We start from the raw sequence: 21,630 nt of genomic DNA on the forward strand, positions 1-21,630 counted from the left end.
GCGCCGTGAGTTTTGCGTGCCTGCGTGGAACGCGAGAAGGGTGATGGAATCGAAATGAGCCCTTACCGCCCTTTCCTTCACTACCTGCTGGCACTGATCCTGGCCGCATGGGCGCTAAGCGCTCCTGCGGCCGATTCCCCCAAGCGGCTCGCGCTGGTGGTGGGCAACGCGGCCTATCCCGGTTCGCCGCTGGCGAATGCGGTCAACGATGCCCGCGCCATTGCCGTCTCATTGAAAGAACTGGGATTTCACGTCACCGCGCTGGCCAATCTCTCACAGAGGGAATTCAACCATGCCATCACCCGTTTTGGCGAACAGCTCACGCCGAATACCGTCGCGCTGTTTTATTACGCCGGCCACGGCATGCAGGTACGCGGCAAGAACTATCTGATTCCGGTGGACGCACAAATCCACACGGAAGCGGGCGTCAAAAGCGAAGCCGTGGATGTCGATACACTGCTGGAACATTTCCAGTCCGCCGGCAGCCCGCTCAACATTGTCATCCTCGACGCCTGCCGCAACAATCCGTTCGAGCGGCGTTTCCGCAGCACTGCCGGAGCCGGGCTGGCGCAAATGGACGCACCCAAGGGTACCCTTGTCGCCTACGCCACGGCGCCTGGCAAGACCGCGCTCGACGGCGAGGGCGCAAACGGTGTCTATACCGCGGAACTGCTGAGGGCTGTCCGCCAGCCGGGACTCAAAGTGGAGGATGTGTTCAAGCAAGTGCGCATCCGGGTAGCGGCGCTCACCGCCGACCAGCAAATGCCCTGGGAAGCCTCTTCGCTGACCGGTGACTTTTATTTCACCCATCCCGCCAGCACCGCCATCACCGGCACGTCGCCGGCAGCCGGAGTCGAAACGCCTGCGGTGGCCCCGCTGGCGGAAAGAGGCGTGCTCACCAAATTGCGCGGCATCGTCAGCCCGGAAAAGGAAGCCTTTCTGTCCGACCCGCAGGTACAGGCCCGCCTGCGCCAACTGGGGATGGATATCGAGTTCGAGGTAGTTTCCTCGCGCGAAATCACCGCGCGCATCGACCCCAAAATCCACGACTTTGCCTTTGTCGCCAGCGCCACGCAGGCGACGCGGCTGAAGACCATCGGCGGCGCACGCGCCACCGTACACAGCCCTTTCCATTCGGTGTTGGCCATAGCATCCTGGCAACCGGTAGCAGAAGTGCTGGTCGCTAACGGCATGGCCTCGCGGCAACGTAGCGGCGCGTATTTCCTCGACCTGAAACGCCTTCTGGAAGCCATGCGCAACAGCGTGCGCTGGAAAGGCCTGAAAAACAACACCGCGCTGCACCTCAACCACCGCATTCAGGTGCATAGCGCCGACGCGCGCGTGTCCAGTTCGGCGGCCTTGTATCTTGCCCTGCTGGGTTACGTGAGCAACAATTTCCGGGAAATCGGCAGCGAGGCGGAAATTGGCGCGGTCTTGCCCGGTCTGCTCAAGCTCTTTGCCGAACAGGGCGTACAGGAAGGATCGAGCGTCGGCGTATTCAACGACTATCTGCAGATGGGCATGGGCGCCTACCCGCTGGTCGCGCTGGAGGAAGCGCAGTTTGTCGGCCACTTTGCCCAAGGCGCCCCACCCGGCGAGAAGCTGTTGCTCTACCCCTTTCCCACCCTGTTCACCAAACATAGCTGGGTTGCCTTCAACGGACAAAGCGAAAAGCTGGGCAAGCTGCTGCGCGATGATGGCGAACTGCAACGGCTGGCCGCACACCACGGATTCCGCACCGCACAAGGCGATGTGGCGACGCAATGGCAAGAAAGGGGAATCACGGCTCCCGCGCAGATACTGGATGTTGCCAACCCACCGGCCTGGGAAATACTTGAACGCATGCTCACCCTGATGGAACAGCGGCTGGGCTGTGCCCCATCTGACAAGAGATGCAAGAAGCGCGCGGAATAACGTAGCGCCTTGCGCGTTACGTGTATTTGGACCTGTATTGAGGGACAGACCACGGATAAATTCCGGGGAGACACAAAATCATGTGGTCTATCGTGATCACATCCAGAATTGACTGGATATCGCGGGTATTCGGGGGCAAACCTCCATCGCAGAAGCTAAAAAAACAAGCGTTGGCGCGGCTTCCGGACGGAAAATGCCCGGAATAGCCCGCCAGTGCTTGACTTTCAATCTTGCGCGCTGGGCGATTGCGACTTGCGGTTACTGATCAGCGCCGGGCCGCACCGGCATGTATTGCGCGCTATCAAAGTCCGGTTTCTTGCGCAGGTCGAGCGTGAAGGGGAAAGCCGGATTGCGGCCCTCGGGCTTGAAGTCCATCGGCCCGGGCGTGTGACCGAGTTTCTGGAATCTTGCGACCCGGCGGGCTTCGGCTTCGAAGGCGTTCACCGGGAATGTGTCGTAACTGCGGCCACCGGGATGGATGACGTGATAGGTGCAGCCGCCGACCGAGCGCGATGCCCAGCCGTCGACGATATCGAACACCAGCGGCGATTGCACACCGATGGTGGGATGCAATGCCGACGGTGGCGCCCATGCGCGGTAGCGCACCCCGGCAACAAATTCACCTTGCACGCCCGTGGGCGAGAGTGGCACCACGCGGCCATTACAGGTGACGAGGTGGCGATGTTGGGTCATGCCGGTGACCTTGACCTGCATGCGCTCGATCGATGAATCCACATAGCGCGAGGTGCCGCCAACGGCCATTTCCTCGCCGAGCACGTGCCACGGCTCAATGGCTTGCCGCAATTCAAGTTCCACGCCCTGATACGCGACCGAGCCGAAACGCGGGAAGCGGAATTCCAGGAACGGCGCAAACCATTCGAACTTCAATGGATAGCCATGGGACGCCAGATCATCGCACACCGCGCGCATATCCTGCGCAACGAAGTAGGGCAGCATGAAACGGTCGTGCAGCTCGGTGCCCCAGCGGATCAGCTTGTGGCTGTAGGGTGTCTTCCAGAAGCGCGCGATGAGTGCGCGCAGCAGCAGCATTTGCGTGAGCGACATCTGTGGATGCGGCGGCATCTCGAAGGCGCGGAACTCGAGCAAGCCGAGGCGCCCGGTGGGGCCGTCGGGCGAATAGAGCTTGTCGATGGAGAATTCAGCGCGGTGGGTGTTGCCGGTGAGGTCGACGAGAAAATTTCGCAGCAAGCGATCGACCAGCCATGGCTTGTCGGTTTCACTGCCGGCGGCTAGATGTTCGTCCATCTGCTCGAAAGCGATTTCGAGTTCGTAGAGCGCGTCGCTACGCGCTTCGTCGACGCGCGGACTCTGCGAGGTTGGACCGATGAAGGTGCCGGAGAAAAGATATGAAAGCGCAGGATGGTTCTGCCAGTAGGTAATGAGACTCTTCAACAAATCCGGGCGGCGCAGCAGCGGACTTTCCGCCGGCGTGATGCCGCCAACGGTGACGTGATTGCCGCCACCGGTGCCGGTATGCTTGCCATCGAGCATAAATTTTTCGGTGCCGAGCCGCGCCAGCCGCGCTTCTTCATATAGCGTGGTCGTATTGGCAACCAGATCTTTCCACGTCGACGCCGGATGAATGTTGACTTCGATGACGCCGGGATCGGGCGTGATGCCGAATTTGCTGATGCGTTTGTCTGACGGCGGGGTGTAACCTTCGAGGCGCAGCGGATGCTTCAATGCCTTTGCAGTTTCTTCTATGGCGGCCACCAGTGCAAGATAGTCTTCAAGCCGTTCAACTGGAGGCAGGAATACATGCAGGATGCCGTCGCGCACTTCCACGCACAAAGCGGTGTGAATGATCTCAGGCGCGGATTTGCCTTTCTTGAGATTGGCCGCTGCTGGCTTGGGCGATTCCTTCGTTGATTTCTTTGCGGTCTTCGCGGGCAGGGCGTCCTGTTCGTCAAACGGATCGATTGCGTTGATGGTTTCGGCGTCTTCCGGTGCGACCCAAGGCAAGCTGCTCAACGGCAGCCGGAAGCCCATGGGCGAATCGCCTTCGAGCAGGAAGATGTGTTTGGTCTGCAGCGGCCAGGGGCTGGATGCCCACACGGTAGCGGTCTTGGTCGACGCCTTGGCGGGTTTAAGTGGTAACACGTAGCCGACGGCGTCACCGATTCGTCCGGCAAGTTGGTCCAGCAGCTTGCCACGCGCGGCAGGCTTCCTAAGGTCGGGGTCGAGCGGATCGATGTTGGCAGGCAGGTCAGCTTCGCTTTTAATGGTGCGCCACACACTTTCATAGGCAGGCATGACGAAATCAGGATGCAGGCCCAGGTGTGACGCAAGTTCGCGGGTGAAAGCGCGTGCGTCGACCGCGGCGGCCTTCTTGTCAGGTGCCTCGAATGCAATTAACGCATCGTCGTTCCATACTGGTGTGCCGTCGCGCCGCCAATAGCACGACAGTGCCCAGCGCGGTAGTGGTTCGCCCGGGTACCACTTGCCTTGGCCGAAATGCAGCATCGCGCCCGCCGTAAAGCGCGGTTTCAGGCGGCGCAGCAGGTCGGTCGAGAGCTCGAGTTTTTTTGGAGAGTGCGCGGTGATATTCCACTCCGGCCCTTCCATGTCGTCGATGGACACGAAGGTCGGTTCGCCACCCATGGTGAGGCGCACGTCGGATTTCTTCAGATCCTTGTCGACGGCTTCTCCCAGTTTCTGGATGCTGGCCCACTGCGCGTCGTTGTACGGCTTGGTAACGCGCGGGTCCTCATGGATGCGCGTACCGTCATCTGGAAATCGAGCACGGTTTCGCACACGTCGGTGAATCCCGAGACCGGTGCGGCGGAAGAAGGAATCGCCGTGCACGCCAGCGGGATGTGTCCTTCCCCGGCCAGCAAGCCCGATGTGGGATCGAGCCCAATCCAGCCCGCGCCCGGCAGGTAGGCTTCGGCCCAGGCGTGCAGATCGGTGAAATCCTTGTCGGTGCCGCTGGGGCCATCGAGAGACTTTTGATCGGCGGTCAATTGAATCAGGTAGCCCGACGCAAAGCGCGCTGCGATGCCGAAATGGCGAAGAATCTGCACGAGCAACCAGCCGGTGTCGCGGCAGGAACCAACACCGCGTTCAAGTGTTTCTTCCGGCGTCTGCACGCCGGCTTCCATGCGAATCAGGTATTTGATGTCGTGTTGCACCCGCGTATTTAGCGCCACGATGAAATCGATGGTGTGAATGGGCTTGGCGAGCAACGCCAACTTTTTGCCGCGTCAATCCACGTCGCCAGTCGCTGACTGGACGGACCCGTTTCCAGATAAGCCGTCAGTTCGCGCTGGTTATCCGGGGTGTAGGCAAACGGAAATGACTCGGCATAGGCTTCGATGAAGAAATCGAACGGATTGATGACCGTCATCTCGGCCACCAGATCGACCGTGATCGACAGCTCGGTCGTCTTCTCCGGGAACACCAGCCGTGCCAGCCAGTTGCCGTACGGGTCCTGCTGCCAGTTGATGAAGTGCTTTTCCGGCTTGACGGTGAGCGAGTAGCTTTCGATCGGCGTGCGGCAGTGCGCTGCCGGCCGCAGGCGCACCTCGTGCGGCGAGAGATTCACCGGGCGGCCGAAGATGTATCGGGTCTGGTGGTGCAGGGCAACGCGGATGGTCATTTGGAATTCGCTGTTACCGCACCGGCAGCCAGGGGGATGCGACAATTTCGCAACCCGGTCATTCCAGCCAATCAGGGTCCGGCAACTCACCGAATACCCGTCGCAGGCCGCCGCCCCAGCGTTGCCGCAACATCGAAAAATACGGATCACCCTCGCGTATGCGCTGCTGCACGCCGACCCGTAGCGCGTCCTTCGGGTACCACAGCATGTCGATCGGCAAGCCGACCGAAATGTTGGACTTGATGGTGGAATCGAACGAGATCAGCACGCATTTGGCGGCTTCCTTCTGCGGCGTGCCGGGTGTCAGCACGCGATCGAGGATCGGCTTGCCGTATTTCGCTTCGCCCAGTTGAAAGTACGGCGTTTCGTCAGAGGCCTCGATGAAATTGCCCTGCGAATAGAGGTGAAACAGGCGTTCCTGCTCGCCTTTGATCTGGCCGCCGATAATGAGGTTAGCGGTCGCCTCGATGCCGCTTTGCATCAGCATCTGGCCGTCGCGTTTTTGCATTTCGCGCAATGCGTCGCCCGCCAATGTGGCGACATCGAACATCGATTCGGCATTCCAGATGGTTGGCACGCCTTCCGCCGCGTGCTGGTGGCGATCGAGCAGGTTGGTGACGCCCTGGGTCATCGACAGATTGCCGCTCGACAGTACGACGATGACGCGATCATCCGCTTTTTCATATACCCGCATTTTGCAGAAAGTGGCGATATGGTCCACACCCGCGTTGGTACGCGAGTCGGATGCGAAAATCATCCCTGAATCCAGACGCAGGGCCACGCAGTAGGTCATTTCAACTTCTCCGGGACATTTTGCTTGCAGTTTCTATTGCTGTTGGTGTGCCGCGGGGGCCGCGCCGCAGCTCCGGCGCGAAGAAAGAATCGTTGATTTCCTCGCCCAGCTTCGCCGTCGAAGCGAGGAAATCGGTCAGGTATTCATGCAGGCCGGTCGCGAAAATATTATTGATACGTCCGAACTGCATCGCCGCGTAGATTTCGCCGGCCAGGCGGGTTGCTTCCGCGGATGATCGGTTCTGCACGGCCGCGAGTATTCCATAAACCTCGTGCATGCAAAAATGCAGTGAACGCGGAATATCCTTCCGCAGGATCAGCAATTCGGCAATTCGCACCGGCGTAACGGTATCACGGTAGACTTTTCGATAGGACTCGAATGCCGAAACCGAGCGCAGGACTGCGGACCATTGGTAGAAATCGACGGCACCACCAACATCGGTAATACTCGGCAGTAGCACGTGATATTTTACGTCGAGCATGCGCGCTGTATTGTCCGCCCGTTCCATATAGGTGCCGAGGCGGTGAAACTGGAATGCTTCATCGCGGAGAATGGTGCCGAAAGTGACGCCGCGAAACAGGTGAGACCGCTCTTTCACCCAGTCGAAGAACGTCGATATTCCGCGTGCGTACAAGCGGTCCTCATCCATGTTCTGCATTTCCAGCCAGGTGGCATTGAGCACTTCCCACATTTCGCTGGTAATGGTGCCGCGCACGGCGCGCGCGTTTTCGCGCGCCTGCCTGGAGCAGTTGTAGATCGACGAGGGGTTGTCCGGATCGAGCGCCAGGAAATGCAGCACTTCCTTGGCGCAGACGATCGAATGGCGGCCGCTGAACGGAAACAGGGTGCCGGTGATGTTGAGCGGTGCGAACCACTCCTGATCCTGCAAATCCGGGTCCTTGGTCAGCAGCGACATGCGATAGGCAACGTCGAGGATGCGCGCGGTGTTTTCGGCACGCTCAACGTAGCGCGACATCCAGTAGAGGGTGGAGGCGGTTCGGCTCAGCATGGTCAGTCCACAATCCAGGTATCTTTGACCCCGCCGCCCTGGCTGGAATTGACCACCAGCGAGCCTTCGCGCAGGGCAACCCGGGTCAGTCCGCCGGGCACAAAATTGACGTTCTTGCCAGACAGCACATAAGGCCGCAGGTCGATATGGCGCGGCGCCAGGCCTTTGTCGGTGAAGGTCGGGCAAGTCGACAAGCGAAAGCGTCGGCTGGGCGATGAAGCGCTCCGGCGCGTCGAGCACGCGCTGACGGTAGCGCTCGCGCTCGTCCTTGGTCGAGGTCGGGCCGACCAGCATGCCGTAGCCGCCGGAGCCCTGCGCTTCCTTGATCACCAGGTCCTGCATGTTGGCCAGGACGTAATCGAGATCCTTCTTGTTGCCCAGCATCCAGGTGTGGACGTTATTCAATATCGGCTCTTCGCCCAGGGTAAAAGCGAATCATCTCCGGCACGTACGGGTAGAGCGACTTGTCATCCGCGATGCCGGTGCCGACGGCGTTGGCCAGCGTGACGCGGCCGGCGCGGTAGGCTTTCATCAGGCCGGGCACGCCCAGCATCGAATCGGCGCGAAACGCCAGCGGATCGATGAAATCGTCGTCGATGCGCCGGTAGATCACGTCCACCTTTTGCGGACCCTGGGTGGTGCGCATGAAGACGGTGTCTTCCTGCACGAACAGATCGATGCCTTCGACGAGCTCGATCCCCATCTGCTGCGCGAGGAACGCGTGTTCGAAGTAGGCGGAATTGAAATGCCCGGGCGTCATCAGCACAATGGTCGGGTTGTCGATCCCGACGGGCGCGGCATTGCGCAGGGTTTCCAGCAGCATGTCGGGGTAGTGATCGACCGGGCGGATATGCTGCGCGCTGAATAATTCCGGCAGCAGGCGCATCATCATCTTGCGGTTTTCCAGCAGGTACGACACGCCGGACGGGGTACGCAGGTTGTCTTCGAGCACATAATACTCGCCGTCGGCATCCTTGACCAGGTCGATGCCCGCAACATGTGCATAAATGCCGCCCGGAACGTCAACGTGCATCATTTCGGGGCGGAACTGGGAATTCTCAAGCACTTTATCGGCAGGCACCTTGCCCGCCTTGAGGATGTTCTGCTGGTGATAAACGTCGTGCAAAGAAATTGAGTGCCGCGATTCGCTGTTTCAGTCCGCGCGACACCTCATCCCATTTCGGGCCGGCAATGATATGCGGCACCAGGTCGAACGGAATCAGCCGCTCGGCGCCGGTGGTTTCGCCATAGACCGCGAAGGTGATGCCGACGCGGTGGAACAGGAGATCCGCCGCCTGCCGATTCTGGGCAATCTTTTCCGGCGGAGTGTTGTTCAACCAATCGGCAAAGGCCAGGTATTGCGGTCGCACGCTGCCATCGGCGGCGTACATTTCATTGTAAAAGGGCTTGAGCGGCATGAATACGGGTGTCTTTTTCTTGGGAGTTGCCATGGAATGCTTAAAGCAATCGCCATGCCCAAATATACCCGCTTTCATGCCTGTTTTCGTCGGGCACACGCATCCCGGTAAAATCAACGCATGCTGACCGCCCACATATCACCGCAAGTCCGCACCGAACAAATCAGCCAGAGCATGTCGGGACGCGATTTGCCGTGTCGCGCGCTGGCGTTCGTGGCGGCGGCCGCGCAGGCAAGCGATCGAACGGAAGGCCTGTCGATTGCGCTGGAGATTGTGGACCTTCTTTTGCAGATCGACGCGGATGACGAAGCGCTGGCGGCTGCGCTGATTGTTTGTTCGTTGCAAAAAAGCGAGATTGATACGGCAATGATCGCGGACGCGTTTGGCGAGGAAGTGACCGCGTTGATCAGCGGCGTCTGGCGCGCCGGTCGCATTGAAAACTTGCGCACCGGCGCCGACGCCAAATCCGGCCCAAGCATCGAGACCCTTCGCAAAATGTTGCTGGCGATGGCGGACGACGTACGGGTGGTCCTGATCAAACTCGCCGAGCGCGTGGTGATGATGCGCGCCATCACCAAGGCGGACGAAGCGGTTCGGCGCGCTGCCGCCGTTCAGACGCGTGACCTGTTCGCGCCGCTGGCCAATCGACTCGGTGTGTTTCAGATCAAGTGGGAACTTGAGGATTTTTCGTTCCGCTATCTGGAACCCGACCTCTACAAACGCGTCGCGGCACTACTTGACGGCAAGCGAGGCGAGCGTGAAGCGTTTATTCAGCGGGTGCTCGACACGCTGCGGGTGGAATTGGGCACGCTCGGTGTGAAGGCGGAAGTTGCCGGCCGGCCCAAACACATATTTTCGATCCACCGCAAGATGCAGTCGAAGAATCTGCCGTTCGAGAGACTCTACGATGTGCGCGCGGTGCGGGTGCTGGTCGACAGCGTGGCCGATTGCTACGCCGTGCTGGGCCTGGTACATGATTTCTGGGAGCCGATTCCGGGCGAGTTCGATGACTACATCGCGCAGCCGAAGGCAAACAACTATCAATCGCTTCACACGGCCGTTGTCGGCCCCGAAGGCAAGACACTGGAAGTGCAAATCCGTACGCATGAAATGCACATCGCGTCTGAGCACGGCGTGGCCGCGCACTGGCGCTACAAAGAAGGCACAAAAAACAAAACCGCCGCGGACAAGAAATTTGAGTCCAAGATCGCGTGGCTCCGGCAGGTGCTGGAGTGGAATCGCGAACTGGTCGATCAAGGCGGTTTCTCCGAACAGGTCAAGCAGGGCCTGTTCAACGACACCATTTACGTTTTCACGCCGCAGGGCAAAGTCATCGACTTGACCGCCGGCTCAACGCCGGTGGACTTTGCCTACCACGTGCATACCGATCTCGGTCACCGTTGCCGTGGCGCCAAAGTCGATGGCCATATCGTGCCACTCAGTACCAAATTGCAAAATGCGCAGCGCGTGGAAATCCTCGCCGCCAAGCAGGGTGGACCGTCACGCGACTGGCTGAATCCGCAACTGGGTTTCCTGTGCAGCCCGCGCGCGCAGGCCAAGGTGCGAAACTGGTTCCGCCAGGAGTATTTCGAAGTCGATGTCGCGCATGGCCGGCAGGCGATGGAAAAGGAACTGGCACGCGCCGGTGCGACGGCCATCGCGCTGGAAAAGGTCGCGGTGGCGCTGGGGCACAAGGAACTCGACGAATGCCTGGCCGCCATTGGCCGCAATGAAATCACCGTGCACCAGATTGAAGTTGCACTTCGTGAATTGACCGCACCAAAGGTTGATGCGCCGCTGGTCAATGTGCCTTTAGTGCTGGCTGAGTCGCGGCAGACGTCGAAGTCCTCTGGCGGGGTGCTGGTGCTGGGCCTGAATAACATCGCGACCATGGTGGCGAAGTGTTGCAAACCGGTGCCCCCCGATCCCATTGTCGGTTTCGTCACGAAGGCACGCGGCGTGACGGTGCATCGGCTGGACTGCGTGAATATCACCTCGCTCACGGCGGATCAGCGCGAACGCCTGATGACTGCGGAGTGGGGCAATACCGGCGACCAGCCATTTTCGGCGGACATGGAGGTGATCGCGGCGGATCGCCAAGGGTTGCTGCGCGATATTTCCGAGGCGCTCTCGCACGAGCGAATCAATGTCACTGCCGTGAATACGCTTTCGCGGAACAATGTGGCGTCGATGCGATTCACGGTTGAGATTCTGCGTTCGGAGCAGTTGCAGCGGGTGTTGCGAGCGGTGGGTGAGGTGGCGGGCGTGGAGAGCGTACGCAGGAGATAGGATATTTCAAACTCAAACATTGGCGCGCCTTTCCGGCCAAAAAATGCTTGAGGAAGCGCGCCAGTCATTGACTTTCGGTTGTCGCAAAGAACGTCCAACCAATACCAAGAACAACATGACAACTCTTTCAGCTGAAAATCGCGGCCCCCTCGCTGGCATCAAGATCCTCGACCTCACCACGGTGGTCATGGGCCCGTTCGCCACCCAGATCCTCGGCGACATGGGCGCGGACATCATCAAGGTTGAAGCGCCGACCGGCGATAACATGCGCTGGGTCGGGCCGATGAAGAATCCCGGCATGGGTCACATTCACATGCACCTGAATCGCAACAAGCGTTCCCTCGTGCTCGACCTCAAGCAGCCGGAAGGGCTTGAAGCCGTCAAGCGTCTGGTCGCGCAATCCGACGTGCTGATCTACAACGTGCGGCCGCAGGCGATGGCACGCCTCGGCCTCGGCTATGAGGCGGTGAAGGCGATTAATCCGAGGCTGGTGTACGTTGGCGCATATGGCTTTTCCGAACGCGGCACCTATGCCGGCAAGCCTGCCTACGATGATTTGATTCAGGGTGCGGCAGGCGTGCCATCACTCACGCTGGAGCAGGGCAGCGAGGTACCGCGTTATGCACCGGTCACGCTCGGCGATCGCAGCGTTGGGCTGCAAACTGTCATTGCCACGGTCGGTGCACTGTTTCATGCCCAGCGCACGGGGCACGGCCAGTCGGTGGATGTCACCATGTTCGAGAGCCTATCGCAATTCGTGCTCGGCGATCACATGGGCGGCAAGACCTTTGTGCCGCCGATCGGTGACGCCGGTTACGCGCGCCTGATCGCGCCCCACCGGCGACCGTACGCGACCAGCGATGGCTACTTGTGCGTACTGATTTACAACGACAAACACTGGAGCAATTTCTTCGAAGCAATAGATCGTAACGATCTCAAGATCGATCCGCGGTTTTGCGATCACACCTCCCGCGCCGCCAATATCCGCGAGGTCTATTCTTTCGTCGCCGACATCATGCGTACGCGTACCACCGTCGAATGGAAAGCATTACTTGAAAAAGCGGACATCCCCAACACGCCCATGCACACCATGGACACACTGATTGACGATCCACATTTGAATTCGTCGGGCTTTTTCCCGTTGTACGAACATCCTACCGAGGGCACGGTGCGCACGACCGCACCAGTGGGTGAATGGAGCGAGACGCCTCTGTCGATACGCCGGCTGGCGCCGCGACTGGGCGAGCACAGTCGGGAAATTTTGCTTGAGCTCGGTTATGAAGAAGGCAAGATTGCGGATGATGGTGGCGGCGGGGGTTACCCGCGTGCCGGACGCGAAACACTAGCATTGGTGCGCCGGTCGGGCCAGTATTGCCCGGAAACCCGCATGGATAGGCGATCTTCGCTTTTTCATATGCTGGACGGGAAAGTGCGGTCTCCTTTGCGCGTGCGTGGCGAGCGCGAGGTGGCGGCGATTCGCTCCTTATAATGCCTGCATGTCTCGCGATGCCGTTTTATCCTCCTGTCCCGCCCAAACGACTGTGCCCGCGCAACACCCATGGTGGTCTTCCCCCTACCTCCTGCTGACCCTCACCACTCTGTTCTGGTCCCTGAACTGGGTGATTGGCCGCGCCATGGTTGGACAGGTACCGCCGGTGGCACTGGCTTACGGGCGCTGGGTGATGGCCGTGCTGTTCATGCTGCCGTTTGCGTTCCCGCAAATCCGCGGCTCATGGCGCGTCATCTGGAAACACCGCGGAATACTCGTGCTGCTCGGACTGATCGGCACTGGTTTTCACAACCTGATTTCCTACGTGGGACTCAACTACACGACGGCGACCAATGGCGTGCTGCTGAATTCTTCGATCCCCGTCATGATCATCGTGCTCGGCGCACTTTTCTTTGGACAGCGAATCGGTGCGCGGCAAGTTGCCGGCGTGGCGATATCGCTTTGTGGGGTATTCGCGATACTGAGCAAAGGTCATCCGGAAACGCTGGCCACATTCCGCTTCAACATTGGCGACCTGATCGTGCTGTCTTCGATGCTGCTATGGGCGCTCTACACACTCGCGTTGAAATGGCGGCCAGCGGAAATTCCACCGATCGCCTTCCTGTGGGTGTGCGGGGTTGTTGGCGTGGCAGGCATGACGCCGTTGTATGCGTGGGAGCTTTCAACCGGCGCGGCCATTCACTGGTCGCCGCAAGTGGCAGGCGCATTTTTTTATCTGGGCCTGTTTCCTTCGTTCATCGGTTATATTTTCTGGAACAAGGGCGTGGCACAGGTGGGGCCAAACGTGTCGGGAATGTTCGTGCACTTGATGCCGGTTTTCGGAAGCGTGCTCGCCTGGTTGTTCCTGGATGAGCGGCTGTACTGGTTTCACTTTGCGGGAATGTCGCTGATTCTCACGGGCATTTTTCTGAGTACACGATCATCGAAGCAGGTTTTGCTCCCTGCGGGAGAGGAGTGAAATGAGGAGTGATAGGAGTGATATGGGAAGTGATATGCAAATTATTTTGTGGCGCCATGCGGAAGCGGAAGATGACGCACCGTCGGATATGGCGCGGAAACTGACGAACAAGGGCCAAAAACAAGCCGGGAAAATGGCGGCTTGGCTGATGGCGCAGGTGGGCAATGACATCAAGCACTGGCGCGTCATTGCCAGCCCGGCGGTACGGGCACAACAGACTGCGGAAGCGCTGCAACGGCCGTTCGAGACCGTCGATGAGATTGCGCCTGATGCATCGGCTGATGCCGTGCTTCGTTCCGCGCACTGGCCGCGCGGAAGCCACAACGTCATTGTTGTCGGACATCAGCCTACATTGGGGATGGTGGCCGCGTATCTGATTAATGGTGTCGAAGGTTACGTGCCCGTAAAAAAGGGCGCGATGTGGTGGTTCGAGGTGCGCGAACATGACGGCATTTCGAAATCCGTCCTGAAAGCGATGGCCACGCCGGATACGATTCTATAAGTCCGACAGACTGCTAGGCGGATACGATTTCCAGTTTCATCCCCGCGCCTTTCCACTCGACCGTCTCCTGTTCAAGCTCGTATTGCGTCAGGCTATGGCTGGCGAGCCAGTCGCCTTTCACGGAGAGCCGAAATACGCCGTTGACGCGTGCCAGCGAAAAAAGCTGACTGTCGACGTTTCTGCGGCTGCGCGACAGCAATACCGCAAGACGCAGGCACATGACCTTGGTCGCGAATGATTCATCACTTGGCAAATCGATCGATAGCTTGGTGAGTCGCCCACGTTGCGCGAGCACCAGCGCGGCCAGCGCCGCCTGTTCGCGCTTGGAGAAACCCGGCATGTCGGCATTGGCGATAACGTAGGCTGAATGCTTGTGAAAGTTAGCCTGGGCAATGTCGACGCCGATTTCATGCAGGCGCGCAGCCCACGCCAATTTCTGGCGCAACTGGAACTGGCGCTCAGCATCGGTGGATTCGTCGGTGCGCTCGAAGAATGCCAACGCCAGTTGCCGCACCCGGTTGGCCTGCGCATGATCGACTTGATAGCGTCTCGCCATTGCCTCGACCGTGGCATCGCGAATATCTTCATGATGGGTGCGGCCAAGCAGGTCGTACAGGACGCCATCGCGGAGTGCCGTGTCTGCCACCGACATGTGACTGATGCCCAGCACTTCGAAGATGGTCAGCATGATGGCAAGGCCGCCCGGCAGCACCGGCACCCGATCGCCCTTCACGCCCGGCAGCGTGAGTGCAGCGAATCCCCCTGCCTTGATGGCTTTGTCGCGCAGCCATTCAAGTCCTTCACGGGAAATTCCTTCACGTGTCTGGCCGTTCTCCTGGAGGATAATGCCCAGCGCCTTGGCCGTTCCACTTGAGCCGATGGCTTCCTTCCAGCCTTCCTTCCTGAATCTGCTGGTGATTTGTTCGAGCTCCTTGCTGGCGGCGAGCTGTGCGTTCTTGAACGAGCGTTTGTCCATCAGACCTTCCGGAAAATAGCGCTCGGCATAACTCACGCATCCCATGTACAAACTGTCGAGTATCTTTGGCTTCAGACGGTGACCGATGATAAATTCCGTGGAACCTCCACCTATGTCCACCACCAGGCGATCATGTTGCGAAGGCGGCAGGCTGTGCGCAACGCCGATGTATATGAGACGGGCTTCTTCACGACCGGCAATCACTTCGATCGGATAGCCGAGAATAGCCTCGGCCTCCTTCATGAAGGCATCTGCATTCTTCGCGACGCGCAAGGCGTTGGTGCCGACCACGCGTACAGCTTCCGTGGGCAAGCCAGTCAATCGTTCGGCAAACTGCCGCAATGCATTGAATGCGCGTTCAGCTGTTTTGGCATCGATTTTCCGGTCCGCGGTCACCCCCGCGCCCAGCCGTACCGTTTCCTTCAGCGAATCGAGCGGGTAAAGCTGGTGATTGACGACACGCGCGATCTGCAGGTGAAAGCTGTTGGAGCCCAGATCGACAGCGGCAAGGGTTTGTTGGGGCATTTTTTTCACTTGGTGTTTTTTGGAAGTATGTCACATGCAATGTGATCGCGGCCCCCGAGCAATTGTCACGAAAAAGTAATACGCTATCGCTATCATGTCAAAACAACCCCCGAAAAAAAACAGGCAGCCTCCACGTATGTCGACAAAGAAGCCCGTCGTGCCAGCCCGCGCGCCGGTCGCGGCACTTTCCGCACCCAATGTAATTGTCTCGGCCAACACACCGCGCGGACGGACCCTCAATCGGGAACTGCAGTTGATGGCGTTCAACCGGCGCGTATTTGCGCAGGCCGAGGATGCATCTGTGCCGTTGCTGGAGCGGCTCAAGTTCCTGACGATCCTGTCGTCCAATCTCGACGAGTTTTTCGAAATTCGCATGGCCGGGCTGAAAGAGCAATTGAAGGTCAACGCCACCGCGCGCAGCCCTGACGGCTTGACGCCAAGGGAGACGTTCGACCTCGTGTCGCAGGGAATGCACGAACTGGTGACACGCCAATATGCGCTCCTGAATGACCAGCTATTTCCCGCACTTGCCGCCGAGGGCATTCACTTCCTGCGGCGCGCGCAATGGACGGCCAGGCAGCAAGCATGGGTCAAGGAATATTTTTTTCGCGAGATGATGCCGGTGTTGACGCCGATCTGGCTGGATCCGTCGCATCCATTCCCGCGCGTGTTTAACAAGAGTCTTAATTTTGCCGTGGAATTGACCGGTCGCGATGCCTTCGGACGCGATTCGCAGCGCGCCATCGTTCAGGCGCCGCGTGTGCTGCCACGTGTGATCAAGCTGCCGCCGGATATCGCCGGGGGAGATAACAGCTTTATTTTTCTGACCTCCATCCTTCACCAGCATGTCGGGGAACTGTTCGCCGGCATGGAGGTTTTGGGCTGCTATCAATTTCGCGCCACGCGCAATTCGGATCTGTTCGTCGATGAAGAGGAGGTCAAGAACCTTCGCCTCGCGTTGCAGGGCGAACTGCCGCTCAGGCATCTCGGCGATGCCGTGCGGCTGGAAGTGGCGGACAACTGTTCAGCGGAAATGCTGCAATTCCTCGCCGCGCAATTTGAACTCGGTGAGGCGGATGTCTATCGGGTCAATGGACCGGTGAACCTGGTGCGCCTGATGAGCGTGCCCGATCAGGTGGCGCGGGCAGATCTGAAATATCCGGTGTTCGTTCCCGGACTGCCCAAACCCCTGGTCAAGGTGGCAAAGGGCAAGGATTTTTTTGAGGTACTGAAAAAGCAGGACATCCTGCTGCATCACCCGTTTGAGAGTTTTATGCCGGTGATCGAATTTATCCAGCAGGCAGCGCGTGATCCGCAAGTGGTCGCGATCAAGCAGACGGTATACCGCACCGGTACTGACTCGATCATCATGGAGACGCTGATCGAAGCCGCCAAGCGGGGCAAGGAAGTCACCGTGGTGGTGGAATTGATGGCGCGTTTCGATGAGGAGGCCAATCTTAATTGGGCGGCACGCCTGGAAGAGGTTGGGGCACACGTCGTATACGGCGTCGTCGGCCACAAGACCCACGCAAAAATGGCGCTGGTGGTGCGACGTGAGATTGAAGACACCAAAGACGCGTATGAGAAAAATTCCCGCGTGCCTCGCGTGCACCTGCGCCGCTATGTTCATCTGGGTACCGGTAACTACCATCCGCGTACCGCCCGGCTTTATACCGATTTTGGACTGATGACGGCGAACGAAGGCATCTGCGCGGATGTGAATGCTGTATTCGTGCAGCTTACCGGACTAGGCAAGGCGACTCGCCTCGCGAACGTGTGGCAGGCGCCGTTCACGTTGCATGCGGGCGTGCTGACGTCGATCGAGCAGGAGATCAAGATTGCCAAGAGTGGAAAGCGCGCGCACATCATTGCCAAGATGAATTCGCTTCTTGAGCAACAGGTGATTGAAGCTTTGTATCGCGCGTCGAAAGCGGGCGTCAGGATCGACTTGATTATTCGCGGCGTTTGCGCCTTGAGACCTGGGGTGGCGGGACTCTCTGAGAATATCCGCGTTCGTTCCATTGTTGGCCGGTTTCTTGAGCACTCACGGATCTTCTATTTCCGCAATGGCGGCGGAGGAAACGAGCAGGTGATGCTGTCGAGCGCGGACTGGATGGAGCGGAACTTCTTCCGCCGGATAGAACTGTGTTTTCCGGTCAACGATTCACGTCTCAAGAAACGGGTAATCGGCGAGGGGCTGACGCCCTATTTGCAAGACAACACGCAGGCGTGGGAGATGGATGGTGACGGGGGCTACACGCGCAAGCAACCCGTCGGGAGCGCGCGCAGCGCCACCAAGACCAAACCGGTGCGCAAGACGGCGCAGGAAGAATTGTTGAAATTACTTGCGGGCGAATAATCGCGCAGTGAGGCGAACTTGCTCAAGCGTGTCAGGACGTATCCGCGTGGACTACCAGAGCTTCCACCACGATTTCTCGCCACTGCCACCTTTGGCGATCATGTCGTTTTTCGGGAAATTCTTTTCAAGCACCCGGCGTGCGGCACCAGATAGATCCTTCATTCCCATTTTTTCATAGGCCAGTACCGTGACCACCAGCGCATCTTCGTTGGCAGGCGCCTGTGGGTAACGTTGCATCACGTTTTCAGCGCGATTGACGGCGGCCAGGTAGCCGCCACGGCTGTAGTAATACTTTGCGACGGCGACATCATGTTTGGCGAGGGAATTCACCAGATACGCCATGCGCCACCGCGAATCTTCTGCATACTTGCTTTCGGGAAAACGAATCGCCAGATCCTTGAATACTTCGAAGGATTCGCGCAAGGCTTTCGGGTCGCGTTCAGACGGATCCAGATTCAGTAAATCACCAAAAATGCCCAGATCCGGCTTGAAATAGGCCAAGCCCTTGATATACAGCGCATAGTCGACATTGGCGTGATTGGGATGCAGTTTCATGAAGCGATCCGCCGCGGCAACGCATTCGGCGGTCTCGCCATCTTTGTAGCGTGCGTAGGCAATATCCAATTGCGCCTGTTGCGCATACTTGCCAAAGGGATACTTGGCTTCAAGTGCCTCGTATGCTTTGACCGCGCCGGCGTAATTGCCCGAATCCAGTTCTTCCCTGGCGTTCTTGTAAAATTGCTCGACGGTCCAGTTTTTCTGTTGATCGAGTTTGTCGCCAAACATCCCGCAACCGGCAAGCATCGTGCTGGCCAATGCCAGAACTGCAAATAATGATCGTGTCATACTGAAAACATGCTGCCCGTTGATTTAGAAGAAGAAGATTATAGCCCAGGCGACATTGAATCCCCTGTGCCGGCCCAAGCCAGAAGTGCGCCTGTTGCTCAGACCCTGAAAGTGCCGATAAGTTTGGCAGGACTTCGGTTTGACCAGGCGCTGGCCGAGTTGCTGCCCGACTATTCGCGAAGCCGGCTCGCTGCGATGGTAAAGGAAGGCGCCATTACGCTCGATCAGCGGACAGTGGTACCGAAGACCAAGCTGCTGGGTGGCGAAACCATCGAGGCAAAGCTGACCGCGCGTGAGGAAGAGTGCGCATTCCGGCCGGAAGATGTTGCGTTGAATGTTATTCATGAAGACGACGCCGTGATTGTTCTTGATAAGCCAGCGGGCCTGGTGGTTCATCCCGCCGCCGGCAATTGGAGCGGGACACTGCTCAATGGCCTCTTGTATCGCAATCCGGCGGTATCCAACCTGCCACGGGCGGGAATTGTGCATCGGCTCGACAAGGACACGAGCGGCGTGATGGTCGCGGCCAAGACCGAGGCATCGCAGACATCGCTGGTTCGCCAGTTGCAGGCGCGGACCATGAAGCGTATTTACGTGGCGCTGGTGCGGGGAAAACTCAACAAGGATGGAGTCGTCGATGCGCCCATCGGCCGGCACCCGCACCACCGCACCCGAATGGCGGTCGTGAAGGAATATGAAGCGGGCAAGCCTGCCGTGACCCACTATCGCGTGCTGGAGCGTTTTGCGTTCCACACATTGGTGGAATGCCGGCTTGAAACCGGGCGCACCCACCAGATCCGCGTGCACATGCAATCCATCGGCTATCCACTGGAAGGCGACACGGTCTACGGCCCCACCATGACCGGGATTGACGATGATGTACGGGCGGTCATTCGCGACTTTGGCCGCCAGGCATTGCATGCGCGCAGGCTCAGTTTCGAGCATCCGATGGAAGGCGTTGAGCGAACCTTCGAGGCACCGATTCCAGACGACATGCGTGAATTCATCGATTTCGCGGCCGGGCTCGGTTAGCAGGGCAACAATGCTGCAGAGTGCCGATACCATTGTTCCTGAATGGCCAGTTCCCCGGAATGTAAAGGCGCTGATTACCACACGCCGAGGCGGTGTAAGCGTCGGTGCGTATGCAAGCCTGAATTTGGGACGACATGTCGGCGATGACCTCTTGTCTGTCGAGGAAAATCGCCGTCGGATCTGCGCACACTTGCCGGCCGAACCCATGTGGCTGGATCAAGTGCATGGAACACGGGTAGTCAACATCACTGCCGAGGTTTTCGCGCACGGCAAAGACCAATCAATGCCGCCCCGGGCGGACGCGGCGACAACTCGATTGACCAATCGTCCGTGCGCGGTCTTGGTGGCCGATTGCCTGTCAATCCTGTTCTGCGATACGGGTGGTTCCTGCGTGGCGGCGGCGCATGCGGGCTGGCGCGGGCTCGCGGCTGGCGTCATCGAGCGCACGGTTGAAGCCATGCAGGTTGCCCCGCAGGATGTAATGGCGTATCTCGGGCCGGCGATCGGTCCGACGGCTTTTGAGGTCGGGCAGGATGTTGCTGACGCTTTTGCTTCGAAGCGTCCGGACTCGCGTCGCGCGTTTCGATCGCTGGCGGACAAGCCGGGCAAGTACGTGGCGGACATATATGAACTTGGCCGGCAGCGACTGTGCGCGGCCGGTGTTGCGCACGTGTACGGCGGCGGGCTGTGCACGGTATCGGCTCCGGATCGTTTTTTTTCATACCGGCGCGACGGTCAAACTGGTCGGATGGCGGCATTTATCTGGCTGGAATAGCACCCCGCGCGTTCGGGTTGGTGAGAGCCTGCCCGGTGGTTGTGCCATGGTTGAGGCGTGCGTGCGTGCTAAAATTCGTCAATCAAGTCGCACACGAAAATTTCACCAGGCGACTGCAAGTTTGCCAGTCGGCAACCACCGGTAATGAACACTCCATGACCCTGTTTTACATCATGCTCGCCAGCCTGGCGGGCGGCGTGGTATCGGTGCTGCTTGCCGCAATGGTTGCTTGGCGCATTCAGCCGCGCCTGATTCCGCTGTTTGTGAGCTATGCGGTGGGCGCTTTGCTGGGAGTGGTGTTCCTGGATTTGCTGCCGCATATCTTTGAAAAAGCCGAGCACGCCCACGATGCGGCAACTTGGATACTGGTCGGAATCCTCGCGTTTTTTGTGCTGGAAAAATTTGTATTGTGGCGGCACGACCACGATCATGCCGGCCAGGCGGAAGCGGTTATCGCCGCGGCAACGAAGCCGCATGCGCATCAACACACCGCACCTGACGATCATTCGCATGGGCACACGTACGAAGGTGGTCGCCGTTCCAGCGCCTGGATGATCATCATCGGCGATGGATTTCATAACTTCACGGACGGTTTTGCCATAGCCGCCGCATTCATGGCTGATGTGAAGTTGGGAATCGTGACGGCAGTCGCCATCGTCGCGCATGAATTGCCACAGGAACTTGGAAATTTTCTGGTATTGATTCATTCCGGCTTCAGTAAAACGCGCGCACTGTTCTGGAACATTGTGTCGAGTTTTGCGACGCTGGTGGGCGCGCTGATCGCCTACTTCGCCATCAGGAATCTTGAGCAGTACTCACTGGTTTTCCTGTGTTTCGCGGCCTCAAGCATGATCTATGTCGCCATCGCCGATCTCATTCCCGGGCTGCACAAGCGCACGTCCATGAGGGAATCGCTATTGCAAATCGCACTCATCGGACTTGGCGTGGCCTCGATCTGGGGGTTTCACCTGTTCATGGTTCACTGATGTACCTGCTTCGTACGCACTCCGTTTTTTGAGTCATCGCTATTCTCGTGATCGCCATCATCAAGGTATCAAGCCGCCATGCGATTGCAATGATGTTCACCTACGATCCCTGCACCCGC

13 protein-coding genes and 2 pseudogenes are annotated in these 21,630 nt (G+C 58.8%); 9 read left to right on the top strand and 6 right to left on the bottom strand.

Going from position 1 to position 21,630, the window contains the following annotated elements:
* Positions 1 to 54 precede the first annotated feature (54 nt).
* Entirely contained in the window at positions 55 to 1,914 is a 1,860-nt protein-coding gene (locus IPP88_12135; GenBank protein MBL0123439.1) for a caspase family protein, read from the top strand.
* A gap of 258 nt (positions 1,915 to 2,172) precedes the next feature.
* On the opposite strand, the pseudogene IPP88_12140 reads toward IPP88_12135, so the two are convergent.
* From IPP88_12140 to IPP88_12155, 4 genes and pseudogenes are all read right to left on the bottom strand, one after another.
* Positions 2,173 to 5,533, bottom strand: a pseudogene (locus tag IPP88_12140) (transglutaminase family protein).
* Between the two features lie 58 nt (positions 5,534 to 5,591).
* On the bottom strand, positions 5,592 to 6,326 hold the full coding sequence (locus tag IPP88_12145; GenBank protein ID MBL0123440.1) for a peptidase: 735 nt from the start codon (positions 6,324 to 6,326) through the stop codon (positions 5,592 to 5,594).
* A 1-nt stretch (position 6,327) separates the two neighbouring features.
* Positions 6,328 to 7,335 carry an alpha-E domain-containing protein gene (locus IPP88_12150; GenBank protein ID MBL0123441.1) on the bottom strand — a complete coding sequence of 336 codons (1,008 nt, stop codon included), beginning with the start codon at positions 7,333 to 7,335 and terminating at the stop codon, positions 6,328 to 6,330.
* A gap of 2 nt (positions 7,336 to 7,337) precedes the next feature.
* Positions 7,338 to 8,753, bottom strand: a pseudogene (locus tag IPP88_12155) (circularly permuted type 2 ATP-grasp protein).
* A 120-nt stretch (positions 8,754 to 8,873) separates the two neighbouring features.
* On the opposite strand from IPP88_12155, the gene IPP88_12160 reads away from it, so the two are divergent.
* From IPP88_12160 to sixA, 4 genes are all read left to right on the top strand, one after another.
* Positions 8,874 to 11,042 carry a bifunctional (p)ppGpp synthetase/guanosine-3',5'-bis(diphosphate) 3'-pyrophosphohydrolase gene (locus IPP88_12160; protein ID MBL0123442.1) on the top strand — a complete coding sequence of 723 codons (2,169 nt, stop codon included), beginning with the start codon at positions 8,874 to 8,876 and terminating at the stop codon, positions 11,040 to 11,042.
* 115 nt (positions 11,043 to 11,157) lie between these two features.
* Entirely contained in the window at positions 11,158 to 12,531 is a 1,374-nt protein-coding gene (locus IPP88_12165; GenBank protein ID MBL0123443.1) for a CoA transferase, read from the top strand.
* A 52-nt stretch (positions 12,532 to 12,583) separates the two neighbouring features.
* A complete protein-coding gene (locus IPP88_12170; protein ID MBL0123444.1) occupies positions 12,584 to 13,510 on the top strand; it encodes a DMT family transporter in 927 nt (308 codons plus the stop codon).
* Positions 13,511 to 13,544: 34 nt separating this feature from the next.
* Complete coding sequence (gene sixA, locus IPP88_12175; GenBank protein MBL0123445.1) at positions 13,545 to 14,012, top strand: phosphohistidine phosphatase SixA; 468 nt, start codon at positions 13,545 to 13,547, stop codon at positions 14,010 to 14,012.
* A 13-nt stretch (positions 14,013 to 14,025) separates the two neighbouring features.
* Here the strand turns inward: sixA and ppx are convergent, their stop codons facing one another.
* On the bottom strand, positions 14,026 to 15,513 hold the full coding sequence (gene ppx / locus IPP88_12180) for an exopolyphosphatase (protein MBL0123446.1): 1,488 nt from the start codon (positions 15,511 to 15,513) through the stop codon (positions 14,026 to 14,028).
* Between the two features lie 136 nt (positions 15,514 to 15,649).
* Between ppx and ppk1 the strand changes: the two genes are divergently transcribed.
* Complete coding sequence (gene ppk1, locus IPP88_12185; protein MBL0123447.1) at positions 15,650 to 17,872, top strand: polyphosphate kinase 1; 2,223 nt, start codon at positions 15,650 to 15,652, stop codon at positions 17,870 to 17,872.
* Positions 17,873 to 17,923: 51 nt separating this feature from the next.
* Here ppk1 and IPP88_12190 read toward each other — a convergent pair whose 3' ends face one another.
* Complete coding sequence (locus IPP88_12190) at positions 17,924 to 18,718, bottom strand: outer membrane protein assembly factor BamD (GenBank protein ID MBL0123448.1); 795 nt, start codon at positions 18,716 to 18,718, stop codon at positions 17,924 to 17,926.
* A 9-nt stretch (positions 18,719 to 18,727) separates the two neighbouring features.
* Between IPP88_12190 and rluD the strand changes: the two genes are divergently transcribed.
* From rluD to IPP88_12205, 3 genes are all read left to right on the top strand, one after another.
* On the top strand, positions 18,728 to 19,750 hold the full coding sequence (gene rluD / locus IPP88_12195; protein MBL0123449.1) for a 23S rRNA pseudouridine(1911/1915/1917) synthase RluD: 1,023 nt from the start codon (positions 18,728 to 18,730) through the stop codon (positions 19,748 to 19,750).
* Positions 19,751 to 19,760: 10 nt separating this feature from the next.
* Positions 19,761 to 20,525: a peptidoglycan editing factor PgeF gene (gene pgeF / locus IPP88_12200; GenBank protein MBL0123450.1), complete on the top strand. Its 765-nt coding sequence runs from the start codon at positions 19,761 to 19,763 to the stop codon at positions 20,523 to 20,525.
* A gap of 155 nt (positions 20,526 to 20,680) precedes the next feature.
* Positions 20,681 to 21,511, top strand: a complete 831-nt coding sequence (locus IPP88_12205) for a ZIP family metal transporter (protein ID MBL0123451.1) — start codon at positions 20,681 to 20,683, stop codon at positions 21,509 to 21,511.
* Positions 21,512 to 21,630: the final 119 nt, after the last annotated feature.

The sequence above is a fragment of the Betaproteobacteria bacterium genome, assembly GCA_016720925.1.
Classification (GTDB): Bacteria; Pseudomonadota; Gammaproteobacteria; order Burkholderiales; family Usitatibacteraceae; genus UKL13-2.